We start from the raw sequence: 19,580 nt of genomic DNA on the forward strand, positions 1-19,580 counted from the left end.
CGGACACCGGGCTTACAGCTTGTAGCCGGAGTGGATCGAGACGATGCCGCCGGTCAGGTTCTTGTAGTGGCAGCGCTCGAAGCCGGCCTGCGCCATCATCGCCTTCAGTTCGTCCTGCGGCGGGTGCTTGCGGATGCTCTCGGCCAGGTACTGGTAGCTGTCCGAATCGTTGGCGAACAGCTTGCCCAGCTTCGGCAGGATCTTGAACGAGTGGAAGTCGTAGATCGGCTTGAACCAGTCCGCGGTGACTTCGGAGAACTCCAGCACGCGGGCCTGGCCGCCCACTTTCAGCACGCGGTACATCTCGCGCAGGCCAGCGTCCTTGTCGGTCACGTTGCGCAGGCCGAAGGCGATGGTGACCAGGTCGAAGCTGTTGTCCGGGAACGGCAGGGCCTCGGCGTTGCACTGCACGTAGTCCAGGCCCAGCACCAGGCCGCGGTTGGTCAGGCGGTCACGGCCGACCGACAGCATGCCGGCGTTGATGTCGCCCAGCACCACCGAGCCCTCGGCGCCGACGCGCTCCTTCAGCAGGGCGGCGATGTCGCCGGTGCCGCCCGCCAGATCGAGCACGCGGTCGCCCGGCTTCACCTGCGCGGTGGCCACGTAGTAGCGCTTCCACGCCCGGTGCACGCCCAGGCTCATCAGGTCGTTCATCAGGTCGTAGTTGCGCGCGACCGAGGTGAACACCTGGCCGACCAGCTTCTGCTTGTCCTTGGCGGCGACGTCGCGGAACCCGAAATGGGTGGTACCGGCTTTGTAGGGGGATTCGCTCATGGCCCCGATTATCGCACCGCCGGGGGCCAGCGGCACCCCCTGCCCGTATCATGGCGGGCCACGACTTACCGGAGCCCCGCATGATCACCACGCCCGACTACCAGGCCCTGCTGCAGACCGCCATCGCCGAAGCCCGCCAAGGCCTGGCCGAGGGCGGCGTGCCGATCGGCGCGGCCCTGTACCACAACGACGGCCGCCTGCTTGGCTGCGGCCACAACCGCCGCGTGCAGGAAGGCGACCCGTCGGTGCACGGCGAGACCGATGCGTTCCGCAAGGCCGGCCGCCAGCGCCGTTACCAGGACACGATCATGGTCACCACCCTGGCACCGTGCTGGTACTGCTCTGGCCTGGTGCGCCAGTTCAACATCGGCACCGTGGTGGTGGGCGAATCGCGCACCTTCCAGGGCGGCATCGACTGGTTGCGGGAAAACGGCGTCAACGTGATCGACCTCGACAACCAGGAATGCGTCGACCTGCTCGGCGATTTCATCAGCCGCCATCCGGACATCTGGAACGAAGACATCGGTGAATGAGCCACACACCGTCATCCGTTGAACCCGTTTAATGAACGCTTCAGTGCCGCCACCTCTTAGTGCGGACAGCGTTTGCGGCCATTGCCGTGACCGCGCGCACAGTCAGCTGGACTGCGTGCACACACTGCGGTAACACCCCACCCGGCTGACACGCCTAGGGTGGGGTTACCGGGGCTCGTTTCCCCGGCGGAGCCAGCCATGTGCGCGCACGCCGTACGACCTACGCCCGACCCGATCCTCGAATCCATCCGCGAACGCCTGCAGCAGCACTTCGCGCTGCACCGGCGCAGTGCGTCGTTCTGGAGTGCCTACCAGGGCCTGCAGCTGGAACTGGTGCGCGGCCAGCCACGCGATCACGAGCGACTGTGCAACGCGATGGCCACCATGGCCGAGCAGATGGGGGCGGTCGAGCACGCGCAACTGATCAGCAATCGCCACACCGGCTCCACATCCCGCTGACGCGGCATGCACCGGCAGATACGCCACACTCCGATGAACCCCCACTCCCTTTCCACTCAACCGAACTGGATTGTCATGCACGCTGAAGTCCCCACCATTCCTCCGGTCATCAACGTAGACGCCGAGCTTGACCACTGGCGCCGCCAGCATGCCGAGGGCGCACTGCCGCACAACTCGTTCGGCTCCTACGTGCCGTGGATCAAGTTCGCCTGTGATTCGCTGATCACCCAGCCGCGCGCCAGCGAGGCCGAACGTGACGAAATGTTCCAGACCCAGTACGCCCTGCAGATCATGCCGCGGTTGAGCGAAGCACAGGCCCGCGAGTTCGTCGACCTCTGCTGGCAGCACGTCTATCAGAGCAGCCCAGTGCGCAGCCTGCAGGCGCCACGACTGCAACGCATGCGCGCCTGACGGCCGCTGCACGGCGCCTCCACGCGCCACTGCCGATCATCCTCGTCACCTGGGTGGGACGACGACGATGAAAGCACGAAACCTGTTCAATACGATCGCCAAGAAGGCCGCGGCCGCCACGGGCTCGCCGTGGACCTTCCTGGCTGCAGTGGCGATCGTGGTGATCTGGGGCATCAGTGGCCCGGTGTTCGGCTTCAACGACACCTGGCAGCTGGTGATCAACACCGGCACCACCATCATCACCTTCCTGATGGTGTTCCTGATCCAGCACACGCAGAACGCGGACACCGCCGCGATGCAGATCAAGCTGGACGAGCTGATCCGGGCAACCGCCGAGGCCAACAACGAGCTGTTGGACCTGGAAGAACTGAACGAAGCGCGCCTGGAAGAGATCCGCGCCGAATACGAGCGCATGGCCCGCGAGGCCGGTGACGCGCTGCTGCGCGTGCGCGCCTGCCGCGCGGCCCCGCGCGATGATGAAGCGATCTGACGGTAGCGCCGGGCCATGCCCGGCGAGCACGAAGTGTGGTCCGTCCCAGACGTCAGGCATGCAGGAACGAAAAGCCGCCGGGCGTGGCCCGGCGCTACCGGTATCGAATTGCTGCTCAGCTGCGCTCGTGCCAGCCACCGCCCAGCACCTTGTACAGCGTGATGCGGTTGGCCTGCTGCGCCAGCCGCGCCTGCAGCTGGGTCTGTTGTGCGTTGTAGGCGGTACGTCGCGCATCCAGCAGGGTCACGAAGCTGTCCAGGCCCGCGTCGTAGCGCGCCTGCGACAGGCGGTTGGCCTGTTCGGCCGCTTCCACCAGGCGCTGCTGTGAACTCACCTGCTCGTCCAGGCTGACATTCAACGCCAGCGCATCGGCGGTTTCGCGGAAGCCCACCTGGATCGACTTCTCGTACTGCGCCAGAGCGATATCACGATCGGCGTTGGCGATGGCCAGGTTGGCGCGCAGCTTGCCGCCCTGGAAGATCGGCAGCGTGATCTTCGGCAGGAAGCTCCACACGCGCGTACCGCTGTCGAACAGGTTGGACAGTTCGCTCGAACCACTGCCGATGCTGCCGGTCAGCGAGATGCTGGGGAAGAACGCCGCGCGTGCCGCACCGATATTGGCGTTGGCCGCCAGCAGCTGGTGTTCGGCGGCCATGATGTCCGGGCGCTGCAGCAGCACGTCGCTGGGCAGGCCGGCCGGCGGCGGTGCCAGTGCCAGCAGCTGCGGTTCGATGCCGTCCGGCAGCAGTGCCGGATCGAGCTGGCCACCGGCCAGCAGCGCCAGCGCGTTGCGGTCCTGGGCCAGCTGGCCACGCAGGCGCGCAGCATCGGTGCGCGCGGTCTCGACCAGCGTGCGGGTCTGGGTCAGTTCCAGTGCCGAACTGCCGCCACGCTCGTGGCGGGCCTCGGCCAGGCGCAACGAATCTTCGTAGGTCTTCAGCGTGGCCTCGGCGATCTTCAGGCGCTGCGCGTCGGCACCATACGTCAGCCACGCAGTTGCGGTCTCGGCAACCAGGCTCAACTGCGCGTTGCGGCGGTTGGCGGCCACGGCGAAGTACTGCTGCAACGCCGCTTCGCTGAGGTTGCGCACGCGGCCGAACAGGTCCAGCTCGAACTCGGCCACGCCGACACCGGCGGTGAACTGCTCGCTGACACCGGCATCGGTGCCCTGGCGCTGCATCTGGCCGGTAACGGCCACGCCGGGTACGCGATCAGCGCGCTGCACACGGTACTGGCCGCGCGCGCGTTCAACGTTGAGCACGGCCACGCGCAGGTCGCGATTGTTCTGCAGCGACTGCTCGATCACCTGCTGCAGGCGCGCATCGGTGAAGAAGTCGCGCCAGCCGACGGCGGCGACATCGGCCACCTCGCCCTGCGCGGCCTCGGCCGGCCACTGCGCCGGGATCGCCGGGGCGACAGCGGTGTTCTTCGGCACCAGGGTGGAGCAACCTGCCAGCGCGAGCGCGGCGGCAATGGAAAGAAACAGGGATGCACTTTTCATGGGAATGACTTCCATCGGTACTGCCGGATGGCAGGAGGTAGTGCCGGCCGCTGGCCGGCAACCTCGTTGGATTCACATCAAGCGATCAGCAGATGCCGGCCAGCGGCCGGCACTACCGTTACAGGTCACATCGTGGATTTGCGCTTGAACACGCGCTGCACCACCACGAAGAACAGCGGCACGAAGAACACGCCGAGCACGGTGCCGACGATCATGCCGCCGAGCACGCCGGTGCCGATCGCCTGCTTGGCACCGGAGCCGGCGCCGGTGGAGATCGCCAGCGGTACCACGCCCATGCCGAAGGCGAGCGAGGTCATCACGATCGGGCGCAGGCGGTCGCGCACGGCGTGCATGATCGACTCGATCAGGCTGGCGCCCTTTTCCAGGTTTTCCTTGGCGAACTCGACGATCAGGATCGCGTTCTTGCTGGTCAGGCCCACCGTGGTCAGCATCGCCACCTGGAAATAGATGTCGCGCTCCAGGCCCTTGAAGGTGTTGGCCAGCACCGCGCCGAGGATACCCAGCGGGGCCGCCAGCAGCACCGCGGTCGGTACGCTCCAGCTTTCATACATCGCGGCCAGGCACAGGAACACGATCATCAGCGACAGCGTGTACAGCAGTGGCGTCTGCGAGCCGGCCTGGCGTTCCTGGTAGGACATCGCCGTCCACTCGATGCCGAAGCCCGCCGGAAGCTGCTTGGCCAGCTGCTCGATCTCGGCCATGGCATCGCCGGAGGCGACACCCGGGGCCGGTTCGCCCTGGATCTCCATCGCCGACACACCGTTGTAGCGCTCCAGGCGCGGCGAACCGTAATCCCAGTGCTTGGTGGCGAATGCACTGAACGGCACCATCTCGCCCTTGTCGTTCTTCACGGACCAGAGGTCGAAGTCCTCCGGGACCATGCGGAACGGCTGGTCGGCCTGCACGAACACGCGCTTGACGCGGCCACGATCGACGAAGTCATCGATGTACGAGCTGCCCCACGCAGCGGCCAGCGTGCCGTTGATCTGGTCGATCGACAGCCCCAGCGAGGTCGCCTTGGCCGCGTCGATGTCGATGCGGAACTGCGGCGTGTCCTCCTGGCCGTTCGGGCGCACGTTGGCCAGCTTCTTGCTGCCGGCGGCCAGGCCGAGCAGCTGGTTGCGTGCGGCGACCAGTGCCTCGTGGCCCTGGCCGCTGTTGTCCTTCAGGAAGAAGGTATAGCCCGAGGCAGTACCCAGTTCCGGAATGGCCGGCGGCGGGAAGGCAAAGATGAAGGCATCCTTGATCTGGCCCAGAGCCGCCATCGCACGACCGGTGATCGGCATCACGCCATTGTCGGCGTCACGCTCGCTCCAGTCCTTCAGCTTGACGAACGCCATGCCGGCGTTCTGGCCCATGCCGGCGAAGCTGAAGCCCTGCACGGAGAACACCGAATCCACCGCATCCTTCTCGTTCTGCAGGAAGTGGTTCTCCAATGCCGCGATCGATTCCAGCGTGCGCTCCTGGGTGGCGCCGACCGGGGCCTGCACCAGCGCCATCAGCACGCCCTGGTCTTCGTTGGGCAGGAACGAGCTGGGCAGGCGCACGAACAGCACGCCCATCAGCACGAACAGTGCCGCCACGATGCCCATGAAGCGCCACGGACGATGGATGATGCCGCGCACACCACGCTGGTAACTTTCGCTGGTGCGGTCGAAGCCACGGTTGAAACCGTTGAAGAAGCGACCGACCAGGCCGCGGTGGGCAACATGATGCTCACCCTTCTTCAGCGGCTTGAGCATGGTCGCGCACAACGCCGGGGTCAGCACGATCGCGACCAGCACCGACAACGCCATTGCAGAGACAATCGTGGCCGAGAACTGGCGGTAGATCACGCCGGTGGAACCGCTCATGAAGGCCATCGGCACGAACACTGCCGACAGCACCAGGCCGATGCCGACCAGCGCGCCGGTGATCTGGCCCATCGACTTGCGGGTGGCCTCGAGCGGCGACAGTCCCTCTTCGGACATGATGCGCTCGACGTTCTCCACCACCACGATGGCATCGTCCACCAGCAGGCCGATCGCCAGCACCATCGCGAACATGGTCAGCATGTTCACCGAGAAGCCCAGCATCGCCAGCACGCCGAAGGTACCCAGCAGCACCACCGGCACGGCGATGGTCGGGATCAGGGTGGCGCGGAAGTTCTGCAGGAACAGGTACATCACCACGAACACCAGCACGATCGCTTCGAGCAGGGTCTGCACCACGCCCTTGATCGACACGCGCACGAACGGGGTGGTGTCGTACGGGATCTCGGCCTTCAGCCCGGCCGGGAAGAAGCTCTTCATGTCGTCCAGCGCAGCGTCCACGCCGGCCGCAGTATCCAGCGCGTTGGCGCCGGTGGCCAGGGTGACCGCCAGGCCGCTGGCCGGCTGGCCGTTGTAGCGGGTGACGAAGTCGTAGGACTCGGCACCCAGTTCGACGCGGGCGACATCACCCAGGCGCAGCTCGGCACCGTCCTGCGCGCCGCGCACGATGATGTTGCGGAACTGTTCCGGGGTCTGCAGGCGCGACTGCGCGTTGATGGTGGCGTTGAGCTGCTGGCCCTTCACCGACGGCGCACCGCCGAGCTGGCCGATCGCCACCTGGGCATTCTGTGCCTTGATTGCCGCAGTCACTTCCGCGACGGACAGGCCATAGGTATGCAGCTTGTTCGGGTCCAGCCAGATGCGCATGGCGTACTTGCCACCGAACACCTGGATGTTGCCCACGCCCGGCACGCGGCTCAGGCGATCGACGACATTGGAACCGACGTAGTCGGCGATGTCGTTGGCGTCCATGCTGCCGTTCTCGGACACGAACGCGATGACGTTCAGGAAGCCCGAGCTGGACTTGGCCACGTTGATGCCCTGCCGCTGCACTTCCTGCGGCAGCAGCGGCATGGCCAGCTGCAGCTTGTTCTGCACCTGCACCTGGGCAATGTCCGGGTTGGTGCCGCTCTCGAAGGTCAGGGTGATGGTGGCCTGGCCGTTGGACGAGCTGTTGGAGGAGAAGTAGATCAGGCCATCGAGGCCCTTCATGTTCTGCTCGATGATCTGCGTCACCGAGTCTTCGACCACCTTGGCCGATGCACCCGGGTAGGTGGCGCTGATTTCCACCGCCGGCGGTGCGACGTTGGGGTACATCGAGACCGGCAGCTTGAACAGGGCCAGGCCGCCGGCGAGCATGATGATGATGGCGATCACCCACGCAAAGATGGGTCGATCGATGAAAAAGCGTGCCATGGAGTTCTCCGCTTACTTCGCGTCGCCGGCCGGGGCGGCAGGCTGGGCGGCTGCCGCCGGCTTGGCCGGAGCAGCGCCCTTCTCGGTGGCCTTGACCGGCATGCCGGGGCCGATCTTCTGCAGGCCTTCGACGATGACCTTGTCACCGGCCTTCAGGCCGTCCTCGACCAGCCACTTGTCGCCGACCGTGCGGCTGACCTTGACCGGGCGCACTTCGACCTTGTTGTCCTTGCCGACCACCATCGCGGTGGTGTCGCCCTTCGGATCGCGGGCGATGCCCTGCATCGGCACCAGCACCGCATCGCTGCGCACGCCGCCGCCGATCACCGCACGCACGTACATGCCCGGCATCAGCAGGCCGTCCGGGTTGTCCACCTTCACGCGCAAGCCGAAGCTGCCGGTGGTCGGATCGACGCTGACTTCGGAGAACTCCAGCGTGCCCTTGTGCTCGAAGGTGCTGCCGTCTTCCATCAGGATGCTGACCGGCAGGGTCTGGTTGTCCTGCAGGCGGCCGGCAGCCAGTTCGCGGCGCAGCTGCAGCAGTTCGGCGGAGGACTGGGTCAGGTCGACATAGATCGGATCCAGCTGCTGCACGGTCGCCAGTGCATTGGCCTGGCCGGCGCTGACCAGCGCACCCTGGGTAACGCTGGACTTGCCGATGCGGCCGCTGATCGGCGCGGTGATGCGGGCATAGCCGAGGGTGACGTTGGCCGCGTCCAGCGAGGCCCTGGCGGCACCGACATCGGCCTCGGCCTGCTTCTGCGCGGCGACGGCGTTTTCCAGGTCCTGCTGGCTGACCGCGTCGACCTTGGCCAGCTCGGTGATGCGCTTGGCGCTCAGGCGCGCGGCGTTGGCCGTGGCTTCGGCGCGGGCCAGCTGGGCGCGGGCGCTGTTGGCCTGGGCGCGGTAGCTGGCGTCCTCGATCTGGTACAGCGGCTCGCCGGCCTTGACCATGCCGCCTTCGGTGAACAGGCGCTTGGCAACGATGCCGTTGACCTGCGGGCGCACTTCGGCGACCAGGAAGGCGTTGGTACGGCCCGGCAGTTCGCGGGTCAGGCCCACAGTTTCGGACTTCAGCGTGACCACGGTGACGTCACCCGGGCCCTGCTCGGGGGCCTGGGGCTGGCCGCCGCAGGCAGCCACGGCTGCGGCGATGGCCAGCGACAGTGCAAAGGGTCGGATTCGGCTCAGCAACATGACGGAAAGGCTCTTAGGGGAAGGAATCTCAAATCGCGCTGATACAGGCCGAAAGCGCCAGCAGGCAACGCGCACCAGCGGGGAGTGGGAGCCGGACCGGCCTGCCACGCACACGACGGGAATGATGGGAGCGAAATATACATACATGCTTGTTTGTTTGTAAACCGGTACAATTCAGCCACGTTTCACCCGCACTCGTACCTACCCATGGCCCGCAAGACCAAAGAGGACACCCAGGCAACCCGGGAAGGCATCCTTGACGCCGCCGAAGCCTGCTTCCATGAACACGGCGTGGCCCGTACCACGCTGGAGATGATCGGCGCCCGCGCCGGCTATACCCGTGGCGCGGTGTACTGGCACTTCAAGAACAAGAGCGAGGTGCTGGCCGCGATCGTCGAGCGGGTGCACCTGCCCTTCATGCAGGAACTGGAGCGCACCTCCACCGACCAGCGCGACACGCCGGTGCACGACCTGCGCGCGGTGATGATCCACTCGTTCATCGAGCTGTCCGAGGACGAACGCCTGCGCAAGACCATGGAGATCATGCTGCGCAGCGATGCGTCGGCCGACACCAGGGTCCTGACCGAAATGCAGCAGGCCGGCTTCCGCGATGCGCTGGACCGGATGGAGCGCGCCCTGCGCCGCGCCAAGGACCTGGGCCAGCTGCGCGAGGGCGCCGACCCGAAGATCGCCGCACGCATGCTGCACGCCACCGTGCTGGGCGTGCTGCACGGCGCGATGGTCGAACCGGAACTGATGGACCTCAAGCGCGATGGCATGCTCGCGCTGGACATGACCCTGGCCGCCTACGTGAAGGATGGTGTGTTCGTTCCCGGCACCGTCCCCGAGCCGCTGCCCGAGGCGTGAACGAGGCTGCTCCCATCACTGCGGCACCCCCTGCAAGGGCAGATCGATGATCCTGGACAACGTGGTGTGGGGCTTCATCGGGTGTGGCAGCGTCACCGAGAAGAAGAGCGGGCCGGCCCTGGCCAACACGCCGGGCTCACGGGTAGTGGCGGTCATGCGCCGCAATGCCGCATTGGCCGAAGACTATGCACGCCGCCACGCGATTCCGCGCTGGTACGCGGACGCCGATGCACTCATCGCCGATCCGGAGGTGAACGCGGTCTACGTTGCAACACCGCCCTCCACGCACATGCACTACGCATTGCAGGCGATTGCTGCAGGCAAGCCGGTCTACATCGAAAAGCCGATGGCCATGAACCACGACGAGTGCCAGCGCATCATCGCGGCCAGCGCCCGCAGCGGCGTGCCCGTGTTCGTGGCCTACTACCGCCGTGCCCTGCCCCGCTTCGCACAGGTGAAGCAGTTGCTGGACAGCGGCGCGATCGGTACGCCGCGCAGCGTGCGCGCCACCCTGCATCGGCCACATTCGGCGGCTGCCGCATCGCCGGACTTCTGGCGAACCAACCCCGCCATCGCCGGCGGCGGGCTGTTCGTCGATCTGGGCTCACACACGCTGGACCTGCTCGACCATCTGCTGGGGCCCCTGAGCGACGTGCGCGGCCTGGCCAGTTCGTTGACCGGCGCCTACGCCGCCGAAGACAGCGTCTCGATGTGCTTCCGCAGCGGGGTGGGGGCGCACGGCATCGCGCAATGGAGCTTCTGCGCGTTCCGCCGACAGGACGAGGTCGAGATCACCGGCGACCTGGGGCAGCTGCGCTTTGCCACCTTCGAGGACGTTCCGGTGGTGCTGGAGACCGAAGCGGGCGTGCAGGCATTCGATATCCCGAACCCGCCATCGGTCCAGCAGCCGTTGATCGCCTCCGTCGTGGACGAACTGCGCGGCCACGGGCACTCGCCCTCGAACGGCATCAGCGCCGCCCGCACCAGTGCAGTGATCGACCAGGTACTGCAGGCCTACCGCGCCCGGCAATCGCGCTGAGCGCCAACGCAAAAGGCCGCCCTGCGGCGGCCTTTTGCGTTGCAGCGGATGGAGTCAGGGCCCTCGCCACGGCGAAGGATCCGACCTCGATGCGCATTACAGGATGTAGCGGCTCAGGTCCGGGTCCTGCACCAGCTCACCCAGGTGTGCATCGACGTAGGCGCTGTCGATGGCCAGGGTTTCGCCATCGCGGTCCGGTGCCTCGTAGCTGAGCGAATCCAGCAGGCGCTCCAGCACCGTATGCAGGCGGCGCGCGCCGATGTTTTCCTGGCGCTCGTTCACCTGGAACGCGATCTCGGCCAGGCGCTCGATGGCATCGGCAGTGAAACTGACCTTGACGCCTTCGGTGGCCAGCAGTGCTTCGTACTGCTTGGTCAGCGCCGCCTTCGGTTCGGTCAGGATGCGCACGAAGTCGCCCTTGCTCAACGCGCCCAGCTCAACGCGGATCGGGAAACGGCCCTGCAGCTCCGGAATCAGGTCGCTGGGCTTGGCCAGGTGGAACGCGCCCGACGCGATGAACAGGATGTGGTCGGTCTTGATCGTGCCGTACTTGGTGGACACGTTGGAGCCTTCCACCAGCGGCAGCAGGTCGCGCTGCACGCCTTCGCGGGAGACATCGCCACCGCCCACGTTGTCGCCGCGCTTGGCAACCTTGTCGATCTCGTCGATGAAGACGATGCCGTGCTGCTCGCAGGCCTCGATCGCCGCAGTGCGGATATCGTCCTCGTTGACCAGCTTGCCGGCCTCTTCCTCGATCAGCAGAGGACGCGCGGCCTTGATGGTCAGCGTGCGCTTGTGCGCCTTCGCGCCGCCACCCAGGTTGGCGAACATCGACTTCAGCTGCTGGCCCATTTCCTCCATGCCCGGCGGGGTCATGATGTCCATGCTGACATTGGCCGCCAGGTCGAGCTCGATCTCACGCTCGTCCAGCTCACCGTTGCGCAGCATCTTGCGGAACTTGATGCGGGTCTCGTTGTCCTGCGCCGACGGTTCGTTGCGGGCGACTTCAGGATCGAAACCGATGCCGCCGCTACGACGCGGCAGCAGCGCATCGAGGATGCGGTCTTCGGCGCGTTCTTCGGCCTGGGTACGCACGCGCACCTTGGCCTGTTCGCGATAGAGCTTGACCGCGGTGTCGGCCAGGTCGCGGATGATCTGCTCGACGTCCTTGCCGACGTAGCCCACTTCGGTGAAGCGCGTGGCTTCGACCTTCACGAACGGCGCGTTGGCCAACGTAGCCAGGCGGCGCGCGATCTCGGTCTTGCCGACGCCGGTCGGGCCGATCATCAGGATGTTCTTGGGCATCACTTCATTGCGAAGCTCCGGCGCCAGCTGCATGCGGCGCCAGCGGTTGCGCAGGGCGATGGCCACGGCACGCTTGGCGTCGTGCTGGCCCACGATATGCCGGTCCAGTTCCTGCACGATCTCGCGCGGGGTCATGGTGGCGGAGGATACTTCGATCTTCGGCATGGTTGTGCTCACGGATTCAGATGCATGTAGAGCCGAGCCATGCTCGGCTGACGGGCAGCCCTGCCGAGCATGGCTCGGCACTACAGAAGAGCGGTCACAGCTCCTCGACCACCACGTTGCGGTTGGTGTAGATGCAGATGTCGCCGGCGATGCCGATCGCTTCACTGGCAATCGTGCGCGCATCCAGTTCGGTATGTGCCATCAGCGCGCGCGCGGCCGACAGTGCATACGAGCCACCGGAGCCGATGGCGATGATGCCGTCCTCCGGTTCGATCACATCGCCGGTGCCGCTGATGATCAGCGAGGTTTCCTTGTCAGCCACGGCCAACAGGGCTTCAAGCTTTCCGAGGCGGCGCTCGGTGCGCCAATCCTTGGCCAGCTCGACCGCAGCGCGCTGCAGCTGGCCGTGCTTTTCCAGCTTGGCCTCGAACAGCTCGAACAGGGTGAAGGCATCGGCGGCGGCACCGGCGAAACCGGCCAGCACCTGGCCGTCGCGGCCAAGGCGGCGCACCTTGCGCGCGTTGCCCTTCATCACGGTGTGGCCCAGCGTGACCTGGCCGTCGCCGGCAATGGCCACGTGCTCGCCGCGACGGACGCAGACGATGGTGGTGGCGTGGAAAACGTTGGGGTTCTGACTGGGGTCCATGATGCCTCCGGGGTGACAGAACCAGAGGTGGGGACTGCGCTGCGCCCTTCAAGCCACCCGCGACCGGCCACCGCAGGGGCAACGTTCAGCTTTCTCCGCTGCCCTCGCTGCTGCGTCGGCGCTTCGCGCGCGGATGCGCGGCGTCGTAGACCTTGGCAAGGTGCTGGAAATCGAGGTGGGTATAGATCTGCGTGGTGGCGATGTCGGCATGGCCCAGCAGCTCCTGCACACCGCGCAGGTCGCCGGACGATTCGAGAATATGGCTGGCGAAACTGTGCCGCAGCATGTGCGGATGCACATGCTTGAACAGGCCCTGGCGCTGCGCCAGCTGGCGGATGCGGATCTGCACCGCGCGCTGGCTGATCGGCCCGTTGCGGCCAGGAAACACCGGCGAGGCCGGGCCGCCACCACTTTCGGCACGCCACGCCTGCAGCGCTTCGCGTGCGGGCCTGCCGAACGGCACCCGGCGCTGGCGGTTGCCCTTGCCCAGCACGTTGACCAGGCCGCTGGCGAAATCCAGGTCGCGCCAGGTCAGTGCGCAGACTTCGCTCAGGCGCAGGCCCGAGGAGTAGAACAGCTCCAGCAGCGCGCGATCACGTCGGCCGAGTTCACCTTCCGGTTCAAGCTCGACCAGCTGTACGGCTTCGTCGGCATCGAGCACCTGCGGCAACCGGCGCGGTGCGCGCGGGGCCTTCAACGTCGCTGCCGGGCTGGCCTCGATGCGTCCGTGCTTGAGCAGCCAGGCGTAGAAGCTGCGGCAGGCCGACAGGCGGCGCTGCAGGCTCTTGGCCGACAGCCCGCGCCGATGCTCATCGGCCACGAACTGGCGCAACGCATCGGCATCGAGTGCCTCCACGGCTACGCCACGCGGCTCGGCCCAGACCGACAGCGCGTCCAGGTCGCGGCGGTAGGCGTCGAGTGTGTGCGCCGACATCCGCCGCTCCACCTGCAGATGCTGCAGGAACGCCTGTACCGCGCTCATCGCCGTCGTGCCCTGCTCAGCTCGGGAAGCGCTTCAGGCCAGTGGCCAGGGCGTCGCCCATCATGCGCAGGAACAACGTGCCCATGCCCGGGTAGAAACGGTTCGGATCATGGCTGCCGACCGCGATCAGGCCAACCCCCGGCAGCGGCAGCAGCGCGGTGGTCTGCACCTCCTCGCTGCGCGCGCCGTACAGCACGGCGTTCTTCTCCGGCTGCAGGCGGCCGCAGATCGGCTCGCCGTCCTTCAGGCAGTCGCGGAACGGGCCCAGTTGCGGATCATCGGCGGCGATCACCTGCAGCCAGTCGGCCTGTTCCAGCCCGGCCACCGGCGCATGCACCACCAGCCGCACCAGGTCGCCGGCGAAGTCTTCCTGCAACGAAGCGGCCATCGCACGCAGAGTGTCGGCCGCATTGTCCTGCTTCATCAGTGCCAGGGTCAGCTGATGCGTGCGCACCGCCAGCCGCTCGTTGACCTGGGCGGTCGCGCCCAGGTCGGCCAACCGTCGCGCCAGCTCGCGGTTCTTCTCGCGCAGCACTTCCAGCTGGTAGCTGGCCAGCGATGCGGTCGGGCCGTCATCGCGCGGCACCACCAGGGTCAGGGCCAGGTCCGGGAACTGCTTGAGGAAGCCGGGATGACGCCGCAACCAGGCAGCGACTTCGTGGGCCCCGAGCTTGTCGACGGTTTCGCTCATGCCATCCACTCCCCTTCGAAGACGAATGCGGTCGGGCCGGCCATCACCACAGGCTGGCCATCCCCCGGCCACTGGATGCGCAGGTCACCACCGGGCAGGCTGATGCGGGCATCGCGCTGCAGGCGGCCGCGCTGCATCAGGGTCACCGCAGCGGCGCAGGCGCCACTGCCACAGGCCAGGGTTTCGCCGACGCCGCGCTCGAACACGCGCAGGCGGGCGTGCGCCGGGCCCATCACCTGGGCGAAGCCCACGTTCACCGAGCGCGGGAACGAAGCATGCTGCTGCAGCAGCGCACCGACGCGCTCGACCGGCGCAGCATCGATCAGGCCGACTTCGATCACCGCATGCGGGTTGCCCATCGACACTGCGGCGAAGCGCACGCTTTCGCCCTGCAGCGGCAGCAGGTATTCCTCGCGCGGATGGGCGAAGCCCATCAGCGGCACGTTGGCCGGCTCGAAGGCAGGCACGCCCATGGTTACGGCGAACTGTCCGTCACCGAGCACCTTCACTTCATGGCTGGCCAGCGGGCTGTCGATGACGAACGCATCGCCCTGCGCACTCCCTTGGCGCACCAGCCAGGCCGCGATGCAGCGTGCGCCATTGCCGCACTGCTCGGAATTGGAACCGTCGGCATTCCAGATGCGGTACGAGGCCGCCGAGCCTTCCGCACGCGGCGCTTCGATGGTCAGGATCTGGTCGCAGCCGACGCCGGTGTGGCGGTCGGCAAGGCGCGCGGCCAGTTCGGGCGTAGGCGGCGCGGTGCCGTCACGCAGGTCGATCACTACAAAATCATTGCCCGCGCCGTGCATCTTGCTGAAGCGCAGCGCCGTGGAACTGGCCTTACTCATCCCCGCTGCCCGCCTTCTTCGCTGGCGCGGGTGCCGGCTGAGTGGTCGTTGCAGCCGGATCGACGGTCGTGGCGGGGGCAACGGCGCCCTGGGCCTCCGCCGGGGTCGCCTCGGTGGCGGGCTCGGCAGCGGGTTCGACGGTTTCTTCCACCGGCACCGGCTTCTGCGGCAGTACCAGCGGGCCCTTGTTGCCGCAGGCGGCGAGGAGCAGCAGCGAGGCCGCTGCCAGCGGAATCAGGATGGCGTTTCGATGGGGGATCTTCATGCCCCGAGTATAGCCATTGGCGGCTGAGCGGTTGGTGCAGGGCGGCACGCCACGCATCCGCCGGGCATGGCCCGGCGCTACCGTAACCGGGCGCCGCAGGTAGCGCCGGGCCATGCCCGGCGGGCAATCATTGCTTTGGCGGCAGCGGCCGCGTCCACAGCCAGATCGCCACCACGGTCATGCTGCCGATCGAGAACCACTTCACCCAGGCAATCGGTACGCACCACAGCATGATGGCGGCGCATACCGCCATGGTGATCGTGGCCATCCACTTGCCGTAGCGGCTGACCGCCCCGTGTGCCTGCCAGTTGGCGATGGCCGGGCCGAAGCGTGGATGCTGCAGCAGCCAGTTGTGCAGGCGCTCGGAGCCACGCGAGGCGGCCCAGGCCGAAATCAGGATGAATACGGTGGTCGGCAGGCCCGGCACGAAGATGCCGACGATGCCGGTGCCGAGGCTGACATACGCCAGCAGCCACCACGCCCAGCGGAAACGCACCACGCGCGGAGGCGTGGCGGCATCGCGAGGGGCGGAAGGATCTGGCGCGCTCATGGCCGCAAGGATACCGGTTCAGGGTGCCAGGCAGCGCCCGGCACCCTGTCGCGATCACGGCTGGGCGATGCCCAGCTGCTGCAGCACGAACGCGTACGACTCGGACAGCTCGCGGTAGCGCTGGAAGCGCCCCGACTTGCCGCCGTGGCCGGCTTCCATGTTGGTGCGGAACAGGATCGGGTAGTGGCCGGTGTTGTCGTCACGCAGCTTGGCCACCCACTTGGCCGGCTCCCAGTACTGCACCTGCGAATCCCACAGGCCGGTACCCACGAACAGCGCCGGGTACGCCTGCCGCTTCACGTTGTCGTAGGGCGAGTAGGACAGCATGTAGTCGTAATACTGTTTCTGTTCCGGGTTGCCCCACTCGTCGTACTCATTGGTGGTCAGCGGAATGGTCGGGTCGAGCATGGTGGTGACCACGTCGACGAACGGGACCTGCGCCACCATCACCCGGTAATCCTGCGGGGCCTGGTTGGCCACCGCGCCCATCAGCAGGCCGCCGGCGCTGCCACCGGACGCGGCCACGCGATCCTTCGCCGCCCAGCCCTGTGCGACCAGGCCACGGGTGACGTCGATGAAGTCGTTGAAGGTGTTCTGCTTGTGCAGCAGCTTGCCGTTCTCGTACCAGTCGCGGCCCATTTCCTGGCCGCCGCGGATGTGGGCGATGGCATACACCACGCCGCGGTCGAGCAGGCTCACCGCGGTCTGGTTGAAGTACGGATCCATCGACATGCCATAGCTGCCATAGGCGTACTGGAACAGCGCGCCCTTGCCGTCCTTCTGGTAGCCCTTGCGGTAGACCAGCGACACCGGCACCTTCACGCCATCACGTGCGGTGATCCAGACGCGGTCGGTTTCGTACTTCGACGCGTCATAGCCGATCACCGGCTGCACCTTCAGCTGGCGGCGTTCGCCGGTGGCGGTGTTCAGCTCGAACACGGTGGTCGGGGTGGTCATCGAGGTGTATACGTAGCGCAGCCAGGGCGTATCGGCCTCGGTGTTGTCGCCCAGGCCCATCGAGTACGCTGGCTCATCAGCCTTCACGTAGTCGCTGCGGCCATCCTTGAACAGCAGGCGGATGCGTTCCAGGCCCTCGGAGCGTTCGGCGATGGCGGTGTAGCCATCGAACAGTTCGAAGCCTTCGATGAACACCGCATCGTCGTGCGCGATCCAGTCCTTCCACTGCGCACGCGAAGTGGCATCGGTCGGCGCAGTGACCAGCTTGAAGTTCTTCGCGCCGTCGTTGGTGCGGATCACCCAGCGGCCGTCGTAGTGGTCGGCATCGTACTCGACGTCACGCTGGCGAGGGGCCAGCACGGTGAACGTGGTCGGGTCGCCGGCCGGTGCGTAGCGCTCTTCCGAGGACACGGTGCTGTGCACGCCGATGGTGATGAAGCGATCATCGCGGGTGCGGCCGATGCCCATGTAGAAGCTGTCGTCCTTCTCTTCGTAGACGACGGTGTCGGCGCTGGCTGGAGTGCCCAGCACGTGCTTCTTCACGCGCACGGTCAGCAGCGTTTCCGGATCGTTCTCGACATACAGCACGGTGCGGTTGTCGTCGGCCCAGACCAGGTCGCCGGAACTGCCGGTGATCACATCGGGCAGCACCTTGCCGGTGGCCAGATCCTTGAAGCGGATCGTGTACTGGCGGCGGCCCACCTCATCCTCGGCCCAGGCCAGCAGCTGGTTGTCCTGGCTCACTTCCATCGAGCCGACGCTGAAATAGCCCTTGCCGGCGGCCATGGCGTTGACGTCCAGCAGGATCTCCTCGGCGGCCTCCATGCTGCCCTTGCGGCGCGCGTGGATCGGATAGTCCTGGCCGGTCTCGAAGCGGCTGTAGTACCAATAGCCGCGCTCACGCGCCGGCACGCTGGAATCGTCCTGCTTGATGCGGCCGACGATCTCCTTGTACAGGGTGTCTTCGAGCGGCTTGAGCGGCGCCAGCACCTGGTCCGCGTAGGCATTCTCGGCCTGCAGGTAGGCCAGCATGTCCTTGTTCTCGCGCTTGTCGTCGCGCAGCCAGTAATAGTCATCGTTGCGGGTCGCGCCGAACGGCGCCTTGACCACATGCGGATGCTTGGCGGCATCCGGCGGAACAGGCGGAGTGGCGGCGGTGGCAGTAGTGGTCATCAGGCTGGCGAGCAACAGGCAGAGAGTGGATTTCATGTAGTGGGGTTCCTTGAACTGCAATGCAATGGCGTCCTTGTGCCCGAGTCTGGGTTGCAGGAGGGCTGCGGGCAACCCTGCGGATCGTCATGGGGAGTGCCGGCCGCTGGCCAGCAACCTCACGAACCCGGAGACGGTCGGAATGCCGGCCGGCGGCCGGCACTACCAGAACGCATGACCCAGACGCGCGGCGTACCATGGGCACATGAGCACCCTGCCCCACACGCCGGGCTACAGCCGGCGCAGCCATGAAATCGCTCCATTCCACGTGATGTCCCTGCTGGCCCGCGCACAGGCGCTGGAGCAGGCCGGCCACGATGTGATCCACCTGGAAATCGGCGAACCGGACTTCACCACCGCCGAACCTGTCGTGCGCGCCGGCCAGGCCGCATTGGCCGCCGGTCATACCCGCTACACCGCCGCACGTGGCCTGCCGGCTCTGCGTGAGGCCATCAGCGGCTTCTATCGCAGCCATTACGGGCTGGATATCGACCCTGAACGCATCCTGGTCACACCGGGTGGGTCCGGTGCGCTGCTGCTGGCCAGCAGCCTGCTGGTCGATCCCGGCCGCCACTGGCTGCTGGCGGACCCCGGCTATCCGTGCAACCGCCACTTCCTGCGCCTGGTGGAAGGCGGTGCGCAACTGGTACCGGTCGGGCCGGAGACCGCCTACCAGCTGACCCCGTCACTGGTGGAACAGCACTGGGATGCCGACAGCGTCGGCGCGCTGGTCGCCTCACCGGCCAACCCGACCGGCACCGTGCTTTCCGCCGACGATCTGGCCGCACTGTCGCAGGCCCTGCACGCGCGGGGCGGCCACCTGGTGGTGGACGAGATCTACCACGGCCTCACCTATGGCCTGGATGCGCCCAGCGTGCTGCAGGTGGATGACAGCGCGTTCGTGCTGAACAGCTTCTCCAAGTATTTCGGCATGACCGGCTGGCGGCTGGGCTGGCTGGTGGCACCGCCGGCCGCGGTACCGGACCTGGAGAAGCTGGCGCAGAACCTGTACATCAGCGCCTCGAGCATCGCCCAGCATGCCGCCCTCGCCTGTTTCAGCGAGGAATCGATGGCGATCTTCGAACAGCGCCGCGACGCGTTCCGCCAGCGTCGCGACTTCCTGCTGCCCGCACTGCGTGAGCTGGGCTTCCGTATCGAGGTCGAGCCGCAGGGCGCGTTCTACCTGTACGCAGACGTCAGCGCGTTCACCGACGATGCGCAGGCGTTCTGCACCCACTTCCTGGAAACCGAGCATGTGGCATTCACGCCCGGGCTGGATTTCGGCTTCCATCGTGCCAACCAGCACGTGCGCCTGGCCTATACCCAGGAAGTGCCGCGATTGCAGGAGGCGGTGGAGCGGATCGCGCGTGGGTTGAAGAGCTGGGGCACCTGATCGCCCTGCGCGAACAGCATCCACGCATGACGTGGATCTACTGGCTCCAC

The 19,580-nt window shown here is 66.7% G+C and carries 19 protein-coding genes; 7 read left to right on the forward strand and 12 right to left on the reverse strand.

The genetic code is table 11. The features are described 5' to 3' along the window. Nucleotides 1–12: 12 nt before the first annotated feature. Nucleotides 13–774 carry a bifunctional demethylmenaquinone methyltransferase/2-methoxy-6-polyprenyl-1,4-benzoquinol methylase UbiE gene (gene ubiE, locus ACTXG9_RS09230; protein WP_019660690.1) on the reverse strand — a complete coding sequence of 254 codons (762 nt, stop codon included), beginning with the start codon at nt 772–774 and terminating at the stop codon, nt 13–15. 80 nt (nt 775–854) lie between these two features. Here ubiE and ACTXG9_RS09235 point away from each other — a divergent pair, with 80 nt between their 5' ends. The 4 genes from ACTXG9_RS09235 to ACTXG9_RS09250 all read left to right on the forward strand — a co-directional run bounded on the left by ACTXG9_RS09235 (nt 855) and on the right by ACTXG9_RS09250 (nt 2,667). Then, nucleotides 855–1,307 (forward strand): nucleoside deaminase, encoded by a 453-nt coding sequence (locus ACTXG9_RS09235; protein ID WP_005419409.1) that lies wholly within the window; start codon nt 855–857, stop codon nt 1,305–1,307. 198 nt (nt 1,308–1,505) lie between these two features. Beyond that, nucleotides 1,506–1,766 (forward strand): hypothetical protein, encoded by a 261-nt coding sequence (locus ACTXG9_RS09240; RefSeq protein ID WP_021203905.1) that lies wholly within the window; start codon nt 1,506–1,508, stop codon nt 1,764–1,766. A gap of 75 nt (nt 1,767–1,841) precedes the next feature. Then, nucleotides 1,842–2,177 carry a hypothetical protein gene (locus ACTXG9_RS09245; protein WP_021203904.1) on the forward strand — a complete coding sequence of 112 codons (336 nt, stop codon included), beginning with the start codon at nt 1,842–1,844 and terminating at the stop codon, nt 2,175–2,177. Nucleotides 2,178–2,244: 67 nt separating this feature from the next. Continuing rightward, complete coding sequence (locus ACTXG9_RS09250) at nt 2,245–2,667, forward strand: low affinity iron permease family protein (protein WP_456115792.1); 423 nt, start codon at nt 2,245–2,247, stop codon at nt 2,665–2,667. Nucleotides 2,668–2,782: 115 nt separating this feature from the next. Here ACTXG9_RS09250 and smeF read toward each other — a convergent pair whose 3' ends face one another. The 3 genes from smeF to smeD form a co-directional block, all read right to left on the reverse strand. Next, nucleotides 2,783–4,183 carry a multidrug efflux RND transporter outer membrane subunit SmeF gene (smeF, locus tag ACTXG9_RS09255; RefSeq protein ID WP_146268407.1) on the reverse strand — a complete coding sequence of 467 codons (1,401 nt, stop codon included), beginning with the start codon at nt 4,181–4,183 and terminating at the stop codon, nt 2,783–2,785. Nucleotides 4,184–4,293: 110 nt separating this feature from the next. Continuing rightward, complete coding sequence (gene smeE / locus ACTXG9_RS09260; protein ID WP_456115793.1) at nt 4,294–7,416, reverse strand: multidrug efflux RND transporter permease subunit SmeE; 3,123 nt, start codon at nt 7,414–7,416, stop codon at nt 4,294–4,296. Between the two features lie 12 nt (nt 7,417–7,428). Beyond that, nucleotides 7,429–8,613: a multidrug efflux RND transporter periplasmic adaptor subunit SmeD gene (gene smeD / locus ACTXG9_RS09265; protein ID WP_155030142.1), complete on the reverse strand. Its 1,185-nt coding sequence runs from the start codon at nt 8,611–8,613 to the stop codon at nt 7,429–7,431. 207 nt (nt 8,614–8,820) lie between these two features. On the opposite strand from smeD, the gene smeT reads away from it, so the two are divergent. Continuing rightward, on the forward strand, nt 8,821–9,480 hold the full coding sequence (gene smeT / locus ACTXG9_RS09270; protein ID WP_019660698.1) for an efflux transporter SmeDEF transcriptional repressor SmeT: 660 nt from the start codon (nt 8,821–8,823) through the stop codon (nt 9,478–9,480). Nucleotides 9,481–9,526: 46 nt separating this feature from the next. Then, nucleotides 9,527–10,519 carry a Gfo/Idh/MocA family protein gene (locus ACTXG9_RS09275; protein ID WP_111098678.1) on the forward strand — a complete coding sequence of 331 codons (993 nt, stop codon included), beginning with the start codon at nt 9,527–9,529 and terminating at the stop codon, nt 10,517–10,519. Between the two features lie 96 nt (nt 10,520–10,615). Here the strand turns inward: ACTXG9_RS09275 and hslU are convergent, their stop codons facing one another. The 8 genes from hslU to ACTXG9_RS09315 form a co-directional block, all read right to left on the reverse strand. Continuing rightward, the gene (gene hslU, locus ACTXG9_RS09280; RefSeq protein WP_095378276.1) at nt 10,616–11,989 is read right to left on the reverse strand and encodes an ATP-dependent protease ATPase subunit HslU; all 1,374 of its coding nucleotides are present in this window, start codon (nt 11,987–11,989) and stop codon (nt 10,616–10,618) included. Between the two features lie 94 nt (nt 11,990–12,083). Beyond that, the gene (hslV, locus tag ACTXG9_RS09285) at nt 12,084–12,635 is read right to left on the reverse strand and encodes an ATP-dependent protease subunit HslV (RefSeq protein ID WP_005411093.1); all 552 of its coding nucleotides are present in this window, start codon (nt 12,633–12,635) and stop codon (nt 12,084–12,086) included. A gap of 85 nt (nt 12,636–12,720) precedes the next feature. Continuing rightward, entirely contained in the window at nt 12,721–13,617 is an 897-nt protein-coding gene (gene xerC / locus ACTXG9_RS09290) for a tyrosine recombinase XerC (RefSeq protein ID WP_111102110.1), read from the reverse strand. Nucleotides 13,618–13,633: 16 nt separating this feature from the next. Further along, nucleotides 13,634–14,308, reverse strand: a complete 675-nt coding sequence (locus ACTXG9_RS09295) for a DUF484 family protein (RefSeq protein WP_019660702.1) — start codon at nt 14,306–14,308, stop codon at nt 13,634–13,636. Continuing rightward, a complete protein-coding gene (gene dapF, locus ACTXG9_RS09300; protein WP_111098675.1) occupies nt 14,305–15,156 on the reverse strand; it encodes a diaminopimelate epimerase in 852 nt (283 codons plus the stop codon). Before dapF ends, ACTXG9_RS09295 begins: the two co-directional genes overlap by 4 nt. Continuing rightward, complete coding sequence (gene lptM / locus ACTXG9_RS09305; RefSeq protein ID WP_031270510.1) at nt 15,149–15,421, reverse strand: LPS translocon maturation chaperone LptM; 273 nt, start codon at nt 15,419–15,421, stop codon at nt 15,149–15,151. The genes dapF and lptM overlap by 8 nt, the downstream gene beginning before the upstream one ends. Before the next feature lie 127 nt (nt 15,422–15,548). Beyond that, a complete protein-coding gene (locus ACTXG9_RS09310) occupies nt 15,549–15,971 on the reverse strand; it encodes a YbaN family protein (protein WP_021203896.1) in 423 nt (140 codons plus the stop codon). Between the two features lie 54 nt (nt 15,972–16,025). After that, nucleotides 16,026–18,137 carry a S9 family peptidase gene (locus tag ACTXG9_RS09315; RefSeq protein ID WP_111098702.1) on the reverse strand — a complete coding sequence of 704 codons (2,112 nt, stop codon included), beginning with the start codon at nt 18,135–18,137 and terminating at the stop codon, nt 16,026–16,028. A 205-nt stretch (nt 18,138–18,342) separates the two neighbouring features. Between ACTXG9_RS09315 and ACTXG9_RS09320 the strand changes: the two genes are divergently transcribed. Next, complete coding sequence (locus tag ACTXG9_RS09320; RefSeq protein WP_111098346.1) at nt 18,343–19,530, forward strand: pyridoxal phosphate-dependent aminotransferase; 1,188 nt, start codon at nt 18,343–18,345, stop codon at nt 19,528–19,530. Nucleotides 19,531–19,580 lie beyond the last annotated feature (50 nt).

The organism is Stenotrophomonas maltophilia group sp. LNF247, assembly GCF_054083135.1.